General features: G+C 68.6%; 15 protein-coding genes (1 of these 15 cut by a window edge). 7 read left to right on the top strand and 8 right to left on the bottom strand.

The features are described from left to right. Positions 1-1,723: the beginning of a CARDB domain-containing protein gene (locus tag NR810_RS00675; protein WP_257446203.1), read on the bottom strand. The gene continues 15,059 nt to the left of window position 1, outside the view; the window shows 1,723 of its 16,782 coding nt (coding positions 1-1,723); it begins with the start codon at positions 1,721-1,723; the stop codon falls past the left edge of the window. Between the two features lie 140 nt (positions 1,724-1,863). Between NR810_RS00675 and NR810_RS00680 the strand changes: the two genes are divergently transcribed. Then, entirely contained in the window at positions 1,864-2,466 is a 603-nt protein-coding gene (locus NR810_RS00680) for a peptidylprolyl isomerase (RefSeq protein ID WP_257446205.1), read from the top strand. Positions 2,467-2,527: 61 nt separating this feature from the next. On the opposite strand, the gene NR810_RS00685 is transcribed toward NR810_RS00680, so the two are convergent. The 3 genes from NR810_RS00685 to NR810_RS00695 are packed head-to-tail and all read right to left on the bottom strand — an operon-like array spanning position 2,528 to position 5,225. Further along, a complete protein-coding gene (locus tag NR810_RS00685) occupies positions 2,528-3,580 on the bottom strand; it encodes a prohibitin family protein (RefSeq protein ID WP_257446207.1) in 1,053 nt (350 codons plus the stop codon). A 5-nt stretch (positions 3,581-3,585) separates the two neighbouring features. Continuing rightward, a complete protein-coding gene (locus NR810_RS00690) occupies positions 3,586-4,641 on the bottom strand; it encodes an SPFH domain-containing protein (RefSeq protein ID WP_257446208.1) in 1,056 nt (351 codons plus the stop codon). Further along, positions 4,638-5,225, bottom strand: coding sequence for a hypothetical protein (locus tag NR810_RS00695; protein WP_257446210.1), 588 nt, complete (start codon positions 5,223-5,225; stop codon positions 4,638-4,640). Before NR810_RS00695 ends, NR810_RS00690 begins: the two co-directional genes overlap by 4 nt. Positions 5,226-5,497: 272 nt before the next feature. Here NR810_RS00695 and NR810_RS00700 point away from each other — a divergent pair, with 272 nt between their 5' ends. From NR810_RS00700 to NR810_RS00710, 3 genes are all read left to right on the top strand, one after another. Then, complete coding sequence (locus tag NR810_RS00700; protein WP_257446212.1) at positions 5,498-6,343, top strand: MBL fold metallo-hydrolase; 846 nt, start codon at positions 5,498-5,500, stop codon at positions 6,341-6,343. 12 nt (positions 6,344-6,355) lie between these two features. Then, complete coding sequence (locus NR810_RS00705) at positions 6,356-7,930, top strand: sigma-54-dependent Fis family transcriptional regulator (RefSeq protein WP_257446214.1); 1,575 nt, start codon at positions 6,356-6,358, stop codon at positions 7,928-7,930. Positions 7,931-8,028: 98 nt separating this feature from the next. After that, the gene (locus NR810_RS00710) at positions 8,029-10,278 is read left to right on the top strand and encodes an ATP-binding protein (protein ID WP_257446217.1); all 2,250 of its coding nucleotides are present in this window, start codon (positions 8,029-8,031) and stop codon (positions 10,276-10,278) included. Between the two features lie 11 nt (positions 10,279-10,289). On the opposite strand, the gene NR810_RS00715 is transcribed toward NR810_RS00710, so the two are convergent. The 4 genes from NR810_RS00715 to NR810_RS00730 form a co-directional block, all read right to left on the bottom strand. Then, a complete protein-coding gene (locus NR810_RS00715; protein ID WP_257446220.1) occupies positions 10,290-11,189 on the bottom strand; it encodes a hypothetical protein in 900 nt (299 codons plus the stop codon). A gap of 169 nt (positions 11,190-11,358) precedes the next feature. After that, on the bottom strand, positions 11,359-13,317 hold the full coding sequence (locus NR810_RS00720; RefSeq protein ID WP_257446222.1) for a serine/threonine-protein kinase: 1,959 nt from the start codon (positions 13,315-13,317) through the stop codon (positions 11,359-11,361). Continuing rightward, positions 13,317-15,011: an adenylate/guanylate cyclase domain-containing protein gene (locus NR810_RS00725; protein WP_257446225.1), complete on the bottom strand. Its 1,695-nt coding sequence runs from the start codon at positions 15,009-15,011 to the stop codon at positions 13,317-13,319. The genes NR810_RS00720 and NR810_RS00725 overlap by 1 nt, the downstream gene beginning before the upstream one ends. 101 nt (positions 15,012-15,112) lie before the next feature. Continuing rightward, positions 15,113-16,084, bottom strand: coding sequence for a hypothetical protein (locus NR810_RS00730; protein WP_257446227.1), 972 nt, complete (start codon positions 16,082-16,084; stop codon positions 15,113-15,115). Between the two features lie 97 nt (positions 16,085-16,181). Between NR810_RS00730 and truD the strand changes: the two genes are divergently transcribed. The 3 genes from truD (at position 16,182) to NR810_RS00745 (ending at position 18,925) form a co-directional block, all read left to right on the top strand. Then, positions 16,182-17,726 (top strand): tRNA pseudouridine(13) synthase TruD, encoded by a 1,545-nt coding sequence (gene truD / locus NR810_RS00735; RefSeq protein WP_257446229.1) that lies wholly within the window; start codon positions 16,182-16,184, stop codon positions 17,724-17,726. Positions 17,727-17,843: 117 nt separating this feature from the next. After that, a complete protein-coding gene (locus tag NR810_RS00740; RefSeq protein WP_257447739.1) occupies positions 17,844-18,416 on the top strand; it encodes an RNA polymerase sigma factor in 573 nt (190 codons plus the stop codon). Next, positions 18,413-18,925 carry a hypothetical protein gene (locus NR810_RS00745; RefSeq protein ID WP_257446232.1) on the top strand — a complete coding sequence of 171 codons (513 nt, stop codon included), beginning with the start codon at positions 18,413-18,415 and terminating at the stop codon, positions 18,923-18,925. Before NR810_RS00740 ends, NR810_RS00745 begins: the two co-directional genes overlap by 4 nt. Positions 18,926-18,927 lie beyond the last annotated feature (2 nt).

The following is an 18,927-nucleotide window of genomic DNA, read 5'->3' on the forward strand; positions in this document are numbered from 1 at the left end:
CCTCGGCACCGAGCTTTCCCCAGGCCACCAGGGCCAGGGCGACCTCCGCGGTCGTGCTCGGTAGATCGAGGTCGTCACGGAAGAGACCATCGATCCCCGCGTGGGCTCCCAGATAGGTGTAACTCGCTTTCACGGCCATGGAGATGGGATCCAGCTCCGAGTCCGTCCTGGGACGCCGGGCCAGGAACTGGAGCACCAGCGCGGTCGTCTCGAGCCGGCTCGGACCCCGCTCCAGGGCCGGCCAACCTCCATCACCGTTCTGATGGGCGAGCAGGTAGGACTCGATCCCCGCGAGCGTGGACTTCAAGGGCTCGCTCTCCCCGCCCCCGGTACTCGTCTCGGTCAGCGCCAGCCCGACCAGCGCGGTGTCGAGAACGGTCGCGCCATAACCGGGAGCGTAGCCTCGTCCACCCTCCCAGCGAATCCCCAGGGGGTCGGCGTCGTTCGCGAGCGAGGTGATGCCCTCGGCATCGGGGCGCCAGGCCAATGCGAGCCCCCGCAGGCGGCGTGCCCGCTCGTCGCCATCCCTGGGAGTGCGGTTGGTGAGCCAGGTCACCGCTCCATCCACCGCGTTCCGGACCCCGTCCTTGCCGTCGAAGAACGCCAGCGCGGCGAGTACCGCCTCCGTCTCGCGGACAGCCGTCTCCGGATGATCCTGCCAGTGCGCATCGGTCTTGTGATTCAGCAGGTACTGAAGACCTTGCGTCTCACCCACCCAGGAGCCCGTCGGAGCCCGATCCACTCGCTCGGTCTGCATGAAGGCGCGACCGCGCGTCAGGAAGAAGAACTGATGGGCCCAGGCGGCCCGCACCTTCTCGACATGCTCGAGCTGCTCCGCGCTGGCTTCCTTCCCTTCTTCGACCAGCAGGATGAAGGCGGCTCGCAAGTCACGAGGGGCCTTCGCCGCCGAGGGCTTCCGCTCGCCGTGCAGGGCGATGAGGTTCTTCACCTCGAGCGTGGCCGGAGTGGCGCTGATGGTGGTGCCGTCGACCGGAGGCAGGTCCGTGGCCTGGTGGGGGACCCCGCTCGCAGGTGTGAGCAGCTGGAAGGGAGGGACCTCCTCGGGCGCCATGAAGCCCATCAGGTACAGGTCGAGCGGCGAGTAGCGCCGCCGTGACTCGACGGCCGTGAAGGTCCCCTGCTCGGAGGAAGTCGCGTTCTCGTCGTCCCGCCAGTCCGAGCCATAGAGGACCGACGCGTTCGAACTCAGGAAGAAGCTCCAGTGGGCATCGTCATCACCCAGCAGGCCGAGGCTCTTCCCGACCTCTCCCGACCATTGGTGCGCCACTTCGTGGGCGAGAATCTGCAGCGCATCCTCTTTCGATGTCAGCTTGGAGGCTGGCCGAAGCGTGCCGATGTCGATGTAGCCCTTGAGCTGCCGGGGACTGTGGAAGAGGGCTCCGCTCTCATCGGGAAGGATGGGCTTCCCGATGCCCTGCACGGAGTTCCTCACCAGGGTGTGGAGACCCACGGTGTGGAATCCATCCGCGTCAGCCTCGCGCAAGACGGTGTCGAAGCCGGGGAACACCACCAGGAAGTCGTAGGAGTCCGAGTTCCGTGCGTAGAACGCCTGGGCCACCTTCCGCCGGGCATCCGCCGTCGCGGTGTATTCACCTGGCTTCACCTTCAGGACCGTGACGTTCCCCGTGTCCGCGAAGGAGAGCGACGACGCGCCCACCAGCAACAGGGCCAGGAATGCACGAACACCGAGTTGTCGGGACACGACGACCCCTTCCATGGGTGAAGCGTCCCCTATAGGAGATCTGTCAGCTACAGGACAAGCAACCCGTGACGTGACACAATCCGGCGGGTAGACCCCCGGCGCGTTCAATTGAAAGCGCCGCTTAAGATCGAAATCACATCATGAAATCCATGAAGCTCTCCCGGGGCGCCGTTTCCCTCCTGTTACTGGTTTCCGCCTGCAAGGGGTCCAGCTCCGGCGAGACACAGAAGCAGGATCCGGTCGTGGCACGAGTGGGTGACAGCACCATCACCGTCCAAGAACTCAAGACCCGGCTCGATGAACAGCCACCCGCCATTCGCGCCCGCTACACCACGGCCGAGCGGAAGAAGGAGTTTCTCGAGAACCAGATCCGCGTCGAATTGCTCGCGCAGGAGGCTCGAAAGCAGGGGCTGGACAAGGATCCCGACGTCCTGGCCTCCCTCGAGCGGCTGATGGTCCAGAAGCTCCTCCAGAAGCATGCCGCGACACTCGAGAATCAGCCCGTGAGCGAGGCGGAGCTCCAGAAGTACTACCAAGAGCATCTCTCGGACTTTGAGAATGCTGACGGCACGCTGACCTTCGACATGGTCCGCTCTCGCATCGAGGCCCGCCTCAAGATGGAGCGGCGCTCGCGGGCCGTCGACGACCTCGTCGCCAATCTCAAGAAGAGCACCCCCATCGAGATCGATGACAAGGTATTGGAGCAGCTCGACGTCCAGGGAGCTGCTTCCAAGGTGCCGTGAGGGAAGCGAGGGAAGACCCTCACCCCAGCCCTCTCCCAGAGGGAGAGGGGGCATGACACGGTCACTGCCCGCCGTTCGCCGAGCTCTGCGCGCTCTTGCTCACCGCGTACTGTGAGAGGATCTGGTTCATGTCCATCGTCTGAAGCGTGGCGCCACCGCGCCCGCTGGGCATGAAGATGATCTGCTTGCCTTGAAGTGCCTCGGCGATGCGCAGCTTCACCATCGTCCGGCCTCCCGCTCCCGCCAGCGCCTCGTTCTCCTTGGCGATGCCCTTCGACTTCGCCTCGGCCTCCTTGAGGATCGCCGTCGCCTCGTTGGTGGCCCGCACCAGCTCCGCGTCCGCCGCCAGCTTCGTCTGCTCCAGCTCGCCCTGCGCCTGGGCGATCTTCTGTGACACCGTGCCCTTGGCCGACTCCAGGTTGCGCTTGGCCTCCTCCGCCGCCGCCTGAGCCTCCGAGCGCAGCTTCTCCGCCGTCTGCTCCGCCAGCTTCTTCTCCCGAATCACCTTCTCGTACTCGGGATTGAAGCGGTGCTCCTGCAGGATCACCTGCTCCACGATGACCCCCTCGGGCGCGAGCGCCTCCTCCATCAGCTTGCGCGCGTTCTCCGCCGCCGCGAAACGCTTGTCCGCGGTGTAGAAGTCCTCCGAGCGCAGCACGTTCAACGCGTCCCGCACCAGCGCTCGTGTCGCCGGCCGCATCAGCCGGTTCTCCACGTCCAGGGTGGAGCGCCCCACCTTCTGGACCAGGTGCGGCGCCTTCGCCGGATCGATCCGCCAGGCCACCGTCACGTCCACCGCGATGTCGTTGCCGTCCACCGTCTTGAACTCGATGTCGTCGCTCCGGCCCTTCTCCTCATCCCCCTTTATCCGCATCCGCAGGTTCTGCAGCTTCGTCTCGAAGGTGTTCCAGTCCGTGGAGAACGGCGGGAAGAAGAAGTACGTCGCGCCCGGCGCGTACGTCTCCGCCTGCACGCCTCGCGAGCCCACCAGCGTGAACTTCCGCGTGAGCACGCCCACCTCGTTCGAGTCCGTCGAGTGGCACGCGCATCCCTGCACCACCGGCAGCGCCAGCAGCACGAACAGCCCCAGCATCCTCAAGTCCATGCGCGTCATGGTCTTCACATCCCCTTCACGTCGAAGCGCTTGAGCGCCGCGTTGAGATCCAGCGGATTCACCCCACCCTCCCCGTCCGTGGGCACCACGATGACCTGCGTGCCGTCCAGCACGTCCGCCATCTTCAGGCCCACCATGTTCTCGCTGCCCGCGCCGCGCAGCGCCACGTTCTCCAGCTCGATCCCCTTCGCCCTGGCCAGCTTCACCACCAGGTCGCCCTGCGCCGCCTGGGTGCGCCGGTACAGCTCCGCCTCCGAGCGAAGCTTGGCCACCTCCGCGTCTCCGCGCGCCAGCTCCACCTGCACCTTCGCCTGGCCCTCGGCGATGATCCGGTTCTTGTCCGCCTCGGCCTGCGCCGCCGCGGTCTCCGCCATGTTCTTGAAGACCGACTGGTCCTGGATCTTCCGCTGCTCGATCGCCTGCTGGTAGCGCGAGTCGTACCGGTACTGGCGCAGCAGCACGTGCGTCACCTTGATGCCCTTGGGCTCCAGCTCCGTGGTCAACAGCTTCTGCGCCTGGGCCACGGCCTTGTCGCGCCGGTCTCCCTTGTAGAAGTCATCCGCGTCCATCTCGCCCAGCGTCCGCCGCAGCACCTGCTCCGCGCGCGGAATCACCGCCGAGTCCTCGTACAGCCTCCCCGGGCCAATCTGGGTGATGACCCTGTACGGATCCTCGATGCGGTAGAGCACCGTCACATCCGCCGAGACCGTGTACCCCTCGGACGTCTGGATCCGGATGGCCCGCACCACCCGGTGGTCCGCGCCCTCGCCCACCTCGGCCGAGTTGTCCGCCATCTCCAGCAACTGCAAATCACTGGGGAACAGGTGCATGCGCTCCGCACCCGGTGTCACCCAGTGCAGGCCCGGCCCGTATACCTTCTCGCGGATGCCCTTCTCTCCACCGAGGATGACCTGCTTCACCCCCATCTGGTACGGCCGCACGTAGACGGTGCACACGTTGTACGCGAAGAGGCTCGCGAAGAACGCCACCCCCAGGGGCCACAGCACCCGCGTCCTGGGCTGCTTCAGGGCCGCGAGGATCTGCTCTCCCGATAGCTTCATGACTTCTCCTTTGAAGGTGTCTCCCCGGCCTCGAGCGCCGGGCGGTCGGACTCGTCCAACGGCCGGTAGGCCTCGAGCTGTTGCTGCTCCACGGCCATGTCCCGCACCAGCGTGGTGAGCTGCCTCCGGTAGCGGCGCTCGAAGAAGGACTGCTGCATGTCCGGCAGGAAGGGGCCAAAGAGGATGAACGCGAAGGGCAGCGGCTCGAACCAGTCCGGCACCCGCGTGAGGGCGATCGCCACCGCCGCGGCGATGCCCGCCCCCGTGTAGGCCGCGCGCGAGAGCAGATCCCCCCCTCGCCACAGGCCGTACTTGCGCCGTTGCAGCGCATGGTGCTCCCGGGCCAGCTGGAAGTAGCGCGGCAACACCACCGTGAAGACGCCTCGCTCCAGCCGATTCCAGTAGCCGGGATCCTCCGCCACCTCGGAGAAGCGATGGGTCACATCCGCCAGGGCCAGACGCGCCTCGGCCAGCAGCTGCGCCTCCACTTCGTCACTCCACTCACCGAACCCGGGCCGCCGCCGCTCGAGCCACGCCAGGACGTGCTCGGTGACCTGGGGCAGCCGGAATTGCTCGGGATACACGCTGGGGTTCCCCCTCTTGCCGCGCATATCGCGGCGCGTCGAGTCTTCCATGTGCGCCCATTGCCCCACAATGCCCGGCTGCTCCACGCGCCCCCGGGCGATCCGGATCGGATCGTCCGCTCCATCCAGGTGCGCCGGAATGGAGCATCCGACCTCTCCTACCGCCCTGGATTCCCAGCAAATCCAGCCATTTGGCGTTGGCCGCGTCCTTGCTCTGAGGGAGGAGCGAGATGGGCGGAACGGATCGCCCCAGCCTTCGAGGAGGATCGGCCATGGAAGTGCGTTTCTACGGAGTGAGGGGGAGCATCGCGGTGTCGGGGTCGCACGCGGCGCGGATCGGGGGCAACACCTCGTGCCTGGAGGTGACGAGCCAGGGGCACCGGCTCATCCTGGACGCGGGCACGGGCATCCGCGCGCTGGGCGAGGCGATGATGCGCGAGGGCGCGCCCCAGAAGGCCTCCATCTTCTTCTCGCACCTGCACTGGGACCATGTGCAGGGCTTCCCCTTCTTCACGCCGGGCTTCCTGCCCACCACGGAGCTGACGCTGTACGGCCCGGGGCCGGACGGAGGGCGGGCTCTCGAGTCGGTGCTCGCGAAGCAGATGGAGCCCCCCAACTTCCCCGTACCGCTGTCCACCATGCGCTCGCGGATGACGTTCGACGAGGTGCTTCACGGACGGACGGTGGAGGTGGGGCCCTTCAAGGTGACGCCCTTCGACGCGCCGCATCCCCAGGGGTGCCTGGCCTACCGGGTGGAGGCGGACGGCCACAGCTTCGTCTACGCCACGGACATGGAGATCGCCCTGGCCACGTTGGACCGGCGCGTGGCGCGGTGGATGGAGGGCGCGGACGCGCTGTGCCTCGACGCGCAGTACACCCCGGACGAGTACAACGGGAAGAAGGGCATCCCCAAGAAGGGCTGGGGGCACTCCACCATGGTGGACGCGGCCCAGGTGGCCTCGGCGGTGAACGCGCGCAGGCTGTTCCTCTTCCACCATGATCCGGCGCACAACGACGACATGGTGGAGAACATGGCCGAGGAGGCCCGCAACTACTTCGCCGCCGCCGAGCCGGCGCGCGAGGGCAAGCGGATCATCCTCGGAGCGGCTTGCGCGTGAGGGGAGGGGCGCATGGGCCCGCACTGCGATAGTCTCCCCTCGGGGTTCGAGCTTCCCCCCCTGCCCTTCATGGCCACTTCCTCGGATGTCAGCCAGGTCCTGCTCCCCATCGGTGGGCTCGTCGGCCGCGAGGTCGATCTCGACGCGTTCCTGCAGACATTGATGGACCGCATCGCGGTGACGATGCAGGCGGACCGGGGGACGCTGTGGTTGTTGGATGCCTCGCGGGGAGAGCTGTTCTCCCGCGCGGCGCACCTGCCCGAGGTGTCACAGATCCGCGTGAAGCTGGGTCAGGGCGTGGCCGGCTACGTGGCCGAGCACGGCGAGCCCGTCAACATGCCGGACTCCCGGGGCGAGAGCCGCTTCTTCGCGGACATCGACCGGATGACGGGCTACCGCACCACCACCATCCTGGCGGTGCCGCTGCGCGACGCGAGCGGGGCCCTCTACGGCGTGCTGCAGGTGCTCAACCGCCGGGGTGGAGGGCGCTTCACGGACGATGACGTGGAGCGGCTCATGGCCATCTCGGTGCAGGTGAGCCACGCGCTGCAGAGCACGAGCCTGTACCAGGAGTTGCAGCGGGCGAAGGAACAGCCGCACGCGCCAGTGGGCTACTTCTTCAACCGGATCATCGGAGAGTCCGAGCCCCTCAAGGTCATCTACCGGCTCATCCAGAAGGCGGCGCCGACGGATGCCACGGTGCTGCTGCGGGGCGAGAGCGGGTGTGGCAAGGAGCTGTTCGCCCGGGCGGTGCACGTCAACGGGCCCAGGCGGGACAAGCCGTTCGTGAAGGTGGACTGCGCGGCGCTGCCCGCGTCGCTGATCGAGAACGAGCTGTTCGGCCACGAGAAGGGAGCCTTCACGGGGGCGGACCACCGGGTGCCGGGCAAGTTCGAGGCGGCGGACGGCGGCACGGTGTTCATCGACGAGATCGGTGAGCTGCCGCTGCCGGTGCAGGGCAAGCTGTTGCGGGTGTTGCAGGACCGGGAGTTCGAGCGGGTGGGCGGCACGCAGACGTTGAAGGTGGACGTGCGGATCGTCGCGGCCACGAACCGGGATCTGGCGAAGATGGCGGCGGAGGGGAAGTTCCGGGAGGACCTGTACTACCGCATCAAGGTGGTGGAGCTGGTGCTGCCCCCGTTGCGTGAGCGGGGCGCGGAGGACATCGAGCGGCTGACGCGGCACTTCATCGCGGCGGCGGCGAAGCGGCACCGGCTGCCGCTGCCGAGGTTGAGCGCCGTGGCGCTGGAGCGGCTCAAGCGCTACCGCTGGCCGGGCAACGTGCGCGAGCTGGAGAACTGCATCGAGAGCGCGGTGGTGCTGTGCGAGGGGGAGATCCTCGAGGAGCACCTGCCGCTGCCGAAGGTGATCGGCGCGCCCCAGGCCCCGGTGGAAGGCAGGGACACGGCGGCCGGCTCGGAGGGCACCGGGGAGCTGCTGCCATTGGCCGAGGTGGAAAAGCGGCACATCCTAAGGGTGCTGGACTCGGTGAAGGGAAACCGGACGGCGGCGGCGAAGGTGCTGCAGATCGGCCGCAACACGCTGGGCCGGAAGCTGAAGGAGTACGGGATCGCCGACGAGGGTTGAGTCTCTCCCCTTCTCCGAGGGGGACGTGGCACGCGATCGGCCCCGCCCCCGCTCGTGCCTTGGCAGGTCCCCCCGTACGCCCTCATCCATCAGGAGACTTGTCTCCCATCCACCGGGAGCGCGCACGCGCCCCTCATCAGTCCCCGCTCCCCCCTTCTGGCCGCCACCAGGCATCCGCGCGCCGGTCGCTCTCGCTCGCCCTGGTACTGGCCACGGTGGTGGGTGTGGTGCTCACGCTCGGGCTGCTCAAGTTCGAGCAGATGGCCCGCCAGGGGCAGGAGCGACAGGCGCTCGTTCAGCAGAAGGCCCGTGCCAGCAAGCTGGCTTCCGAGCTGGAATCCCAGATTCACGCCTCCAGGCAACTCGTGAACACACTGGCCGCGCTCGTCGGCCCTCTCCGGGAGCAGCGGGAGATCGAGGAGCTGCTGCGTCGGATGCTCGCCTCCGCTCCGGAGCGTACCGCCCATGGGCTCGGGGTGTGGTTCGAGCCCGGCGAGTTCGGGTCTGGGGTGCACCTCATGGGCCCGTACGTCCACCGGAGGGAGCACGGACGAGGTGGGCCCCTGGTCCTCACCTATGAATGGTCCAACCCCGCCTACGACTATCCCCATCGCCCCTGGTACGAGCAGGCGCGGAGGCGCCAGGGCGACATCGCCATCTCCGAGCCCTACGTCGAGTCGGACCAACGCACCTACGAGACGCTGTCGCGGGCCTTCTTCGACGACCAGGGCCGGCTGAGGGGCGTGGTGACCCTGGACATCCATCTCTCCCAGTTGCAGGAGCTGGTCCGCCAGGCCAACGTCTCCGACTCGGAGATCTTCTATGTCGTCAGCCCCACCGGTGTGCTCATCGCCCACCCCCACGAGGGCTCACTCGTGGCCTGGGCCCGCGAGCACGGGAGCCCCGTGCGGAGCCTGTCCGAAATCTCCGTCGAGAACCTGCGCGCCTGGGAGCGCGAGCAGGGATTGGATCGCGGCCGGCGCAGCATCCAGGTGACTGTCTCGAATACCGGCTGGCAGGTGTTCGCCTCGACACGAGAGGCCGCGCTCTTCTCGGCCGTGCACCACCAACGGTGGCTGGTGGTGGCCATGGGCGTGGTGCTCTGGGCGGGTCTGGGCGCCAGCGGCGTGGCCATGGCCCGCTCGGAACGGGCCCGGGTCCTGGCTCGCACGCTCACCGAGCGCCAGCAGCAGGAGGAGGAGCGGCGGCAGCTGCTCGCCCAGGTCCGGCAACGCTCGGCGGAGCTCCAGGCCATCATCGAGAACATGGTCGAGGCCGTCATCGTGGCCGACGCCGATGGGAACATCACCCTCGCCAACCGTGCCGCGCTGGCGCTCTTCGGGACCACCTCGTACGAGGGAGACCGTGTGGATACGGGATACCAGGCCCTCTACCCCATCCACAGCCTGGATGGGCAGATCGTCCCCTACGATGACCTGCCCCTGCCCCGGGCCATGCGAGGCGAGCAGGTGGACGACACGGACCTCCTCATCTCCCCACCCCAGCGCAACCGGCAGCTCGCCGTACGGCTGAATGCCGCCCCCATCCGCAATGAGTCCGGCCAGGTCGTCGCCGTCGTGTCGGTGTGGCGCGACATCACCCAGGCCGTCGAGCTGGAGCGCCTCCAGGGCGACTTCGTGAGGATGGCCGCGCACGAGATGAAGACACCGTTGGCGGTGATGAAGTCCTTCGCTCAGCTCGCTTCGCGGACGGAGAAGCCAACGCCCTCCCTGCGCCGGGCGCTCGAGGGCATCAACCGTGGCGTGAACCGGATGGATCGGGTCGTCCGCACGCTGCTGGACGCCTCCCAGCTCCACCTCGGTCAGATGCGCTTCGAGAAGCAGGAGGTGAAGCTGCGCGAGCTGGTGGAGACCGCCGCCGCGCGCGTCGCCACCCTCCACCCCGGCAACCCGGTGCACGTCTGGCCAGGGCCGGACGCACGGGTACTCGGCGATCGCGCGAGGCTGGAGCAGGTGCTCACCGAGCTGTTGGACAACGCCGCGCGCTACTCACCCGAGGGGCAGCCCGTGGAGGTGGCCCTCACTCCGGACGGAGACGAGGTGGAGATCTCCATCCACGACGAAGGCATCGGCATCCCGGAGGACCGGAGACAGCGGATCTTCGATCGCTTCTACCGGGCCCACGCGGGGACCCCCTACGACCGTGGCGGCATGGGCCTGGGGCTGTACCTGTCACGGGGCATCGTCCTGCATCACGGCGGCTGGATGGAGCTGGAGAGTCAGGAGGGAGCAGGGACCCGCGTGCGCGTCCACCTGCCACGTCTGGCCGAACAGCACCCCACCCCGGAGCGGGCCGCCTTCGAGACCTTCATGCACCCGCCTCAATGAGGGGCGTTTGTTCAACCCGCGAGCACCCAGGCCGCCGCCACCGTGAGTCCTCCGGCCGCGGCGAACAGCCTCCACGCCCGGCGCACCAGCACCGTGCCCGTCCCCTCGCCTTCGTTTCCCAGCAGCACCATCGCCGGCCCGCCCTGCTTCCCTCGCAGCTCGTACACCCCCGGCACCGGACCCTTGCGCAACTCCCCCACCACCAAGCACTCCTCGCCGAGCTTCCCCACCCGCTCGTACGACAGCGCCTCCTCCACCGCCTGCCCCTCCGCCGGCACCTCCGTGCCCGTCTCCGCCAGCGGCTTCCCCATCTGGCAACGGCGGATCCGGACCGGCGCCAGCAGCAGCTTCGGAGAGAAGCACACCGCCGCCTCCGCCCGCTCCCCCCGCACCAGCAACACCGGCGCGTACGCCCGCTCCACCGACAGCAGCGGGCCCTTGCTCCCGTCCGGCATGACGCCTCGCAGCTCCGCCTCGTAGAAGGCGCACACCACCCCGCCCGGCGACGTCACCTGATCGCTCGACGCCAGCCGCCCGCGGTAGACGCCCCACCCTGGCGAGCGTCCCTCGCGCAGCGCCGCCACGCCCTCGTCGAGGCTCCGAGGTGCCTCGGCCCTCAGCGTGTCCGCGCGTACCCGGATGCGCGAGCCCACCACCGCCAGCCCCGCCGCGGCCACCAGCAGCGCGAAGCCCACTCCGTCGCCCAGCACCGCGGGCGACGCCCACGTGAGGGGCCCGGCTCCGTAGCGCAGCGCGACGAGCGCGAAGACCATCGCCAGCAGCCCGAACCAGGCCAGCGGCCACCGCGGTGAGAAGGCTCGCGCGTCCTTGCGGCCGAAGGTGAACGCCGCGAGCACCAGCGCGCCCAGTCCCGCCGCGTACAGCGGGGCAAATGCCAACCGCAAGTCCATGGCTCCCCCATGCCCGGAGTCAGGACCACGGCCCGCTCTCCATGTCTCTCACGGGCGGGCCGAGCCCGGACCAAAGGTGCGGATGCCCCTCGGATTCCGCAAGGGCACACCGGTGCCGCCGTGCCGTGCACCACAGGACACGGACCTGCCCCGCGGGAGGTGCTCCTCCTCACTCCTGTTCGGTTTCCGCCACCTTGTCGTGCGCGGACTTCTTCGTCTGGACGCCCCGCACCACCAGGTCATCGAAGGTACAGGTCAGGTTGCGGCACCCCAGCGCCACCTTCGCCGAACGCCCCTGGAAGCCCTCCAGGAACTTGCGCGCGAAGGGCTCGGAGGCGCCGTTGATATAGGCCTGCACGTCCACGCCGTTCTTCTTCTTCTTCAGCTGCAGCTTCACGCGGAAGGGGCCCGAGGGAACCGGCGTCTCGTCCTGCACCAGGCTCTCCACCTCCTGAGAGCTGTTGCCCACCACTTCCTGCCCTTCCTCGTCGGTGTAGCGCCAGCTCAGCCGCATCCCCGCGTCGGGAATGGCGTAGACGGACACCTGCAGGCCGGTGGCCCGGAAGGACAGCTCGGCATAGTGCTGCGCGTCGGGCTCCTCGGCGTAGCCCCTGCCCAACGGGCTCACGCTCATCAGCGCCTCGGCGGAGAAGTCGTCACTGGAAAAGTAGCGGTGGGCCAGGAAGGCACGCGGAATCAGCTGCCCGCCATTGGCCTCATTGCCCCCCTGCATCACGTGGAGCCGTCCGTCCTTCAACGTCCACGTCCCCGCGTGGGCGTTCAGTTCCTCCTCGCCCGCCACGAAGTCCACCCCCAACCGCACCCGCCCGTCCGCCAGTTCCTCCACCGCCGAGGTCACGAGCAGATCGCCATCGGTGTTGGCCGGCCACGCCTTGTCCGCCTCCGTCAACCGCGGACCCCACGAGCCGAGGACCACCTTCTTGTCGCCGATCTGGAAGAGGCGCACCGGGCCCAGTACCTGCCTCGCCCCGGCGAAGATCACCGCCATCCCGCCCAGCACCGTGAGCACCACCCGCACCTTGCGCCAGCCCGACTTCAGCCGTCTGCGCACCGGGCTCAGCTCGGCCTCGGCCTGCTGCTGGAGCAGCCCCGGCGGCAGCGAGGTGCTCGACACGAGCGCCTCCAGCTCCCGGCACACCTCGGAGGCCTTCAGGTAGCGCGCCTCGGGCTCGTTCTCCAGCAGCCGCGCCACCACCTCGTCCACCCGCGCGTCCAGGCCCTCCACGCGCTCGGACGGCAGCTTGAAGCGCCCCACCGGCAGCTCCCCGGTGAGCATCTCGTAGAGCACCACGCCGAACGAGAACAGGTCCGCCCGCCCATCCACGTTCTTCGCGTCCCGGCGCTGCTCCGGGGCCATGTAGTTGATCGTCCCCATGGCCACCGCCGTCGCGGTGAGCTGCAGCCGGGAGTCCGGCCGGCGGATGCCCGCCAGTCCGAAGTCCGCCACCTTCACGTGCCCGCGCCCGTCCAGCAGGATGTTCTCCGGCTTCAGGTCGCGGTGGATGATGTCCTTGTCGTGCGCGCACTCGATGGCCCGCGCCACCTGCAGCGCCACGCGCAGGGCCTCGGGAGGCGACAGCTCGCGCATCACGTCGCGCAGCGAGCGCCCCTCCACGTACTCCATCACGAAGTAGTAGTGCTCTCCCGCCACCCCGCGATCGATGATCTGCACGATGTTGGGATGGTTGAGCGCCGCGAGCGCCGTGGCCTCCTTGTCGAAGCGCGTGACGAACTCGGGATCCTTCGCCAGCCGCGGCGGCAGCACCTTCACCGCCACCATGCGCCGCAGCGACTTCTGCCGCGCCAGCCACACCTCGCCCATGCCGCCCCGGCCCAGCACGCGCACCAGCTCGTAGCCCGGCAGCTCCATCGAGGTGGAGACCAACGAGCCCTCCGTCACGGGTCCGGTCATCAGCGGGGTCGGGCCCCCCACCGGCAGCGAGGGACGCACCACCGTGGCATCCACTCCGTCCACGAGGGCCACTGGCGAGCGCTCCAGTTCCCGCACCACAAAGCGGGTCCCACAGGCACACGCCAACTCGTGGCCGTCCGCGAGCCCGCTCACGTCGTGCGCACGCGCGCAGTTGGGACAGTTCTGGGTCTTCATCAGGCCTTGGAGTTGGTGATCTCCAACCCGAGCACGAGGTACGGCTGCACGCCCCTCTCCTTGCCCTTCACCTGGGTGACGGGCAGGGGCGCGACCTCGAAGCCGTTGCCGGCCTTCCTGACGGTGCTCTCGGTTGCCACCACCTCTCCCCCCTTGGCCAGTCCGCACAAGCGCGAGGCCGTGTTCACGGTATCACCGATCGCCGTGAACTCGTGGCGCTCGGTGCTGCCCATGTAGCCCACGACGGCCTGGCCGGTGTTCACGCCGATGCCCACCTCGATGGGCGGCTTGCCCGCCGCCATCCGCGAGCCGTTGAGCACCTCCACCGCGTCCTGCATCTCCAGCGCGGCGCGCAACGCGCGGGCCGGATCGTCCGGGTGCTGCGACGGCGGACCCCACACCGCCATCACGCAGTCGCCGATGAACTTGTCCAGGTTCCCCTCGTGGCGGAACACCACGCCCGCCATCAGGGTGAAGAACTCGTTGAGCATGGACACCACCTCCTGCGGAGACTCGTTCTCCGACAGGGTGGTGAAGCCGCGGATGTCCGCGAACAGGCACGTCACTTCCGCCAGCCGGCTCTGCCGCAGGTCCTCGGTCTCGCCGCGGATCACCGCCTCGGCCACCGCGCGCGACAGGAAGCGGCTGAGCTCGGCGCGGGTGATGGCCTCGGCGCGGATCTGCTCGCCCAGCGCCGCGTTCTCCAGGGCGATGGCCGCCTGCGCCGCGATGCCCGAGAGGATCGTCAGATCCTTCTCCGAGAAGGCGTTGGTCTGCTGGCGCGAGTCCAGGAACAGCACCGCCTCCAGATGGCCCTTGGACAGCAGGGGCACGGCCATGGCCGAGCGGATGCCCTGGGCCACGATGCTCTCCGAGGACGAGAAGCGCTCGTCGATGATGGCATCCGCGGTGAGCACCGCCTTGTGCGTCTCGACCACCTTCTGAAGCACGGTGTCGGACACCATCACGTTCAGCGGGCTGCCCTGCCGGTGCTTCATCGCCACCGCGGTGAACTGCCCATCCGCGACCGGCTTGAGGATGACGCCGTGGTCCGCCGCCAGCAGCTGGAAGGCCACCGAGAGGATCTGCTCGAAGAGATCGGCCTGCTTGCCCTGCTGGCTCACCTGCCGGTGGAACTCGTAGGCGATGCGCAGCTTCTCGTACTCGCGCTTGAGGGTGGCCAGCTCCTGGATCTGCTCGGCGGGCCGGAAGTTCTGCGGCGCCTGCTGATCCATCTGCGCGAGGAAGGCGGGGATGGAGTGCGACTGCGCCACCACCGTCACGCGAGGAGCGGCACGTCCCGGATTGGCCGGGGGGCTCGCGGTCACCTGCGGCTGCGCCGCCTGGGCGAACGAGCCCGTCGGATCCCCGACGTGGAAGACGAGCTTGGAGGCGCCCAGGGTGATCTCATCCCCGTCGCGCAGCCGCAGCTCCGCCACGCGCCGCCCGTTGACGAAGGTGCCGTTGGAGGAGCCCAGATCGCGCAGGATGAAGTCGCGGCCCATCCGCTCGATGCTCGCGTGCTCCTTGGAGACTTCCCGGTCCACCAGCCGCACCGTGTTGGAGGGATGGCGACCCAATGTCGTCAGATCTCCCAGCGGGAAATCCCCCGACGAACCATCCGGGAACCGCCCCTTGAGGTGCGGCCCCCGGAGGCCAGCGGACTTTGCGGATTGGGTGGAACCTTGACTCACGCGCGAGACCTCGACGGCCCGGACTCCAACGTCACCGGCGGGACACTACCAGAGGCAATGGGGCACCGGAACGGCAACGGATGCCCGCCTGGGGGGCGACCTCAGGGGACGGACACCGGACTTTCCGGGCTTACCGGAGAAACGGACGGAGGCGTGGACGGCGCCAGCATGGCGCCCAACGGGGTGGGATTCTTGAAGGCGATGCCAATGGCCGGGTAGACGGTGACCCCCCCCAGATCCCTCTGCTGGCCGAAGATGACCGGACGGCAGTCGGTGTAGCCAGCGGTGAGCTCGGCATAGACGTGGACGTACTTGTAGCCCAGGGCGAAGCCCACGCTGGCGCCGTAGAAGTGGCTGGAGATCCGGGCCGGCAGCGCGATGTCGAAGCCCGTCACGTCCTGGCCGAAGCGCGAGTAGTCCACCAGCTTCTGGTCCAGCGACGTGCGGCTGTAGATGTACTTGGGCGCCGCGTACAGCTTGAAGATGTCCCCGAAGTCCATGCTCATGTAGAGGGGGATCTCCACGTCCCAGCGCGAGAAGTCGTCAATCTCCACCAGCTCCAGCGCCTGCAGGATGGGGCTCTTGAAGAGGTGCCGGGAGACGGCGGCCCCGAGCGCCACGTCGAAGGACTTGCGCCGGTTGTCGTTCATGGGCACGTCCTCGGGGTCTCCGGCGTGCAGCAGGCGCACCTTGCCGTCGAGCCGGACGGAGCTGGTGCTCAGCCGCAACCCCAGGTCCAGGGAGTGGGACTCGAGCAGGCCAGTGCGGATCATCAGCTCGTTGCTGGTGCCCGGCGGAGCCACCGCCAGCGCCAGACCCACGCCGAGCAGCTTCTGGGCGTCCTCCTCGGCCAGGTGGTAGGGCTCGCCCGACTCGATGGTGTTCTTGATGGCCTTGCCCTGTTTGATGCCCTGGTCGATGACAGTGGCGAGCTGGCCCACCGGGGCGAAGATGCCCATGGCCCCCGACACCTGGAGCTGCCCCCGGGCGAGCGGCTTGCCCGTCTGCAGGGTGGACATCGTGGTGGCGCACCCGGTGGCGGTCAGCAGGAGGAACAGGAGGAGCGGTCTCATGGGCGATCCGGAACGTTACGCCGCCCGGTGTCCGGTTGTCAGGCCCCCGGCCAATCGCTCCTTCCTCTGAGGCGGCTCCGGCTGTTAAGGGAGCCTCGTGCGAATCAAGCAGAGACCCGAGGATTTCTCCGTCAAGGAGTCGTACCGCTTCGATGAGGTACCGAGCGGCCGCTACCGCGTCTACCTGATGGACAAGCAGAAGCTGTCCACCTTCGACGCGGCGGACCGCATCCGCGACGCCTTCGGCCTCAAGCCGGGCTCCATCTCCTATTGCGGCCTGAAGGACAAGCAGGGCCGCACCGAGCAGCTCATCGCGGTGGACGGGGCGGACGTGGACATGCAGGAGCCCGACCTGCGCCTGAAGTACCTGGGGCGCTCGGACAAGCCCCTGTCGGCCGCCAACATCACCTCCAACCGCTTCGCCGTCACCGTGCGCTCGCTGTCGGAGACGTCCGTCGGCTTCCTCAACGTGGCCGCCGCCGAGGTCAACCGCCTGGGCGTGGTGAACTACTTCGACAGCCAGCGCTTCGGCTCGCTCAAGCACGGCCAGGGCTTCATCGCCAAGGATCTCATCCGCGGCGACTTCGAGGCCGCGCTGCGCAACTACCTGGCCAAGCCCTCGGAGCTGGACCGCACCGAGGACGCCAAGGTGAAGAGCTTCTGGCGCGACAACTGGGGCCGGTGGGACGCGCGCGTGCCCTTCGAGGGCAGCAAGAAGTACCACCGCATCCTCAAGTCCCTGCGCGAGCACCCCGGCGACTACCTGCGCGCCTTCCTGCAGATCGACGCGTCCTACCGCGCCATGCTGCTCTTCACCTACCAGAGCTACCTCTGGAACGAGGGCGTGCGGCGCTACCTCCAGCTGCTGCTGCCCCGCGAGCACCTCTTCCCCCTGAAGTACCAGGCGGGCACCCTCCTCTTCTACCGCGACGCGGACCCCGAGGTGCTCCGCGTCCTGCGCGAGTCCACCTTCCCCCTGCTCGCCCCGGACACCCGCATCGAGGATCCGAAGGTGAAGGAGGCCGTGGACTGGGTGCTCGGACGCGAGAAGCTGTCCCTGGAGGATCTCCGCATCAAGGAGGCCCCGCGGATGCTCTACTTCAAGCACGAGGAGCGCCCCACCGTCGTCCTCCCCCACAAGCTCGTCATCGGCCGCGTCCAGAACGACGAGCTGAACCGGGGCGAGTACAAGGTCAACATCGCCTTCACCCTGCCCCCCGGCGCCTACGCCACGCTCGTCATCAAGCGGCTCTTCCACTTCGAGTACCAGGAGGAGAGCGCCCAGCAGATCCGCGACTCCTGGCGGGCGCCCCAGAACGAGGACCAGGATGGGGAGACGGCGGACACGGCCTATGCCCCCCGGGGTCCCCGCCGGGCCCCGGCCCCCACGCCTCCCCTCCGGGAGACCCGAGGCGCTTCGGGCGCCAGGGGCATCTCCACGGCCAGGGGGACCGCCAGGCGGAGCCCGGCTCCCGAGGCCCCCGGCGCTCCCGACAAGCGCGTGCGGACCCGGGAGGCCACCGACGCCAGGCCCACCCAGCCCCTCGGCTTCCGCGAGAGCCAGCGCCAGAAGAAGGACGCCAAGGAAAAGGCACGGCGCGAGCAGGCGGCCAAGCGCCCGGAATCACGGAAGAAGAAGTGATCGGACCCGCCGATTTCCACGGCGGTGCAATCAGGGGACCCATGCTCCGTAGACCAGGGCGTGAACGCTCTCGCCCTCAACGCAGCAGACGTCGCGGACCTCGCCCGGGCCATCGGCATGCTGGTGGCCGATGACTCCGCCGCCCCGCCCTGGAAGGCCGATGTACTGGCCGCCCGGCGCGGAGACCCCTCGGCCTTCGAGTCGCTCGTACGCAGCGTGCAGCGCCCCGTCTACGGTCTGGCGCTGCGCCTGCTCGGCAACGAGGCCGAGGCCGCCGAGGTGTCCCAGGAAGCCTTCCTGCGCGCCTACCAGAACCTGCACAAGTACGACGAGTCCCGCCCCTTCGATCTCTGGGTGATGGCCATCACCCGCAACCTGTGCCTGGACCTGCTGCGCCGGCGCACCAAGGTGAAGACGGAGGAGCTCGAGCCCATGAGCGAGGTCCTCCCCAGTGGAGAGGCGTCGCTCGAGGAGGGCGCCATCGCCCGCCAGGAGCACCAGTCGCTGGAAGCGGCCCTGGCCACCCTGTCCGCTGACGACCGGGAGGTGCTGGCGCTCTACTACGTGCAGAAGCGCACCACGAAGGAGATCGCCCAGGTCCTGGGCTGCGCGCCGGGCACCATCATGGCGCGCCTGTTCCGGGCCCGGGAGAAGCTCCGCAAGAAGATGAGCCCGGAGGAGCCGACATGATGCCCACGTCGATCGAGTGCCCGGATCTCGAGGTGCTCTTCACCGAGATGGAGTCCGGCGAGCACGGCCCCGCCATGGAGCACGCGAAGCTCTGCCCGCTGTGCACCGCCATCATCGAGGAGCACCGGCTGCTGGAGAAGGACCTGTACCGGCTGGCGGATCCGCTCCCTCCGCCGGACCTGGTGCACAAGGTGATGGCACGCGTGGCCACCGAGCCCCCTCCCCTGCGCAGCGAGCTGTGGACGGGCCTCTCCATCCTGGCGGTCTCGCTCCTGGCGGGACTCGGGGTGCTGCTCACCAGCGACAAGGCCCTGAGCGGGGCCGGCACCGGTCTGGCCCGCTTCCTGGTGGACGGCAGGGCCTTCATCGAAGCGCTGCTGAGTGGGGCCCATGCCTTGTGGAACACCGCGGCGGGCCCCGTCGCGGCCCTGCTCGCCGCCCTCCTCTTCTCCACCCTTTTCGGCATCAAGCGACTGGCCGGCAACGGCCCTACCCCCTCCGAAGCGTGAGT

It is taken from the genome of Archangium lipolyticum, assembly GCF_024623785.1.
GTDB lineage: Bacteria > Myxococcota > Myxococcia > Myxococcales > Myxococcaceae > Archangium > Archangium lipolyticum.

Coding starts and splice junctions, on each gene's coding strand:
- NR810_RS00680 (WP_257446205.1), top strand. CDS start 1,864: ATGAAATCCATGAAGCTCTCCCGGGGCGCCGTTTCCCTCCTGTTACTG.
- NR810_RS00740 (WP_257447739.1), top strand. CDS start 17,844: ATGCTGGTGGCCGATGACTCCGCCGCCCCGCCCTGGAAGGCCGATGTA.
- NR810_RS00700 (WP_257446212.1), top strand. CDS start 5,498: ATGGAAGTGCGTTTCTACGGAGTGAGGGGGAGCATCGCGGTGTCGGGG.
- NR810_RS00730 (WP_257446227.1), bottom strand. CDS start 16,084: ATGAGACCGCTCCTCCTGTTCCTCCTGCTGACCGCCACCGGGTGCGCC.
- NR810_RS00720 (WP_257446222.1), bottom strand. CDS start 13,317: ATGAAGACCCAGAACTGTCCCAACTGCGCGCGTGCGCACGACGTGAGC.
- NR810_RS00715 (WP_257446220.1), bottom strand. CDS start 11,189: ATGGACTTGCGGTTGGCATTTGCCCCGCTGTACGCGGCGGGACTGGGC.
- NR810_RS00705 (WP_257446214.1), top strand. CDS start 6,356: ATGGGCCCGCACTGCGATAGTCTCCCCTCGGGGTTCGAGCTTCCCCCC.
- NR810_RS00745 (WP_257446232.1), top strand. CDS start 18,413: ATGATGCCCACGTCGATCGAGTGCCCGGATCTCGAGGTGCTCTTCACC.
- NR810_RS00685 (WP_257446207.1), bottom strand. CDS start 3,580: ATGACGCGCATGGACTTGAGGATGCTGGGGCTGTTCGTGCTGCTGGCG.
- NR810_RS00690 (WP_257446208.1), bottom strand. CDS start 4,641: ATGAAGCTATCGGGAGAGCAGATCCTCGCGGCCCTGAAGCAGCCCAGG.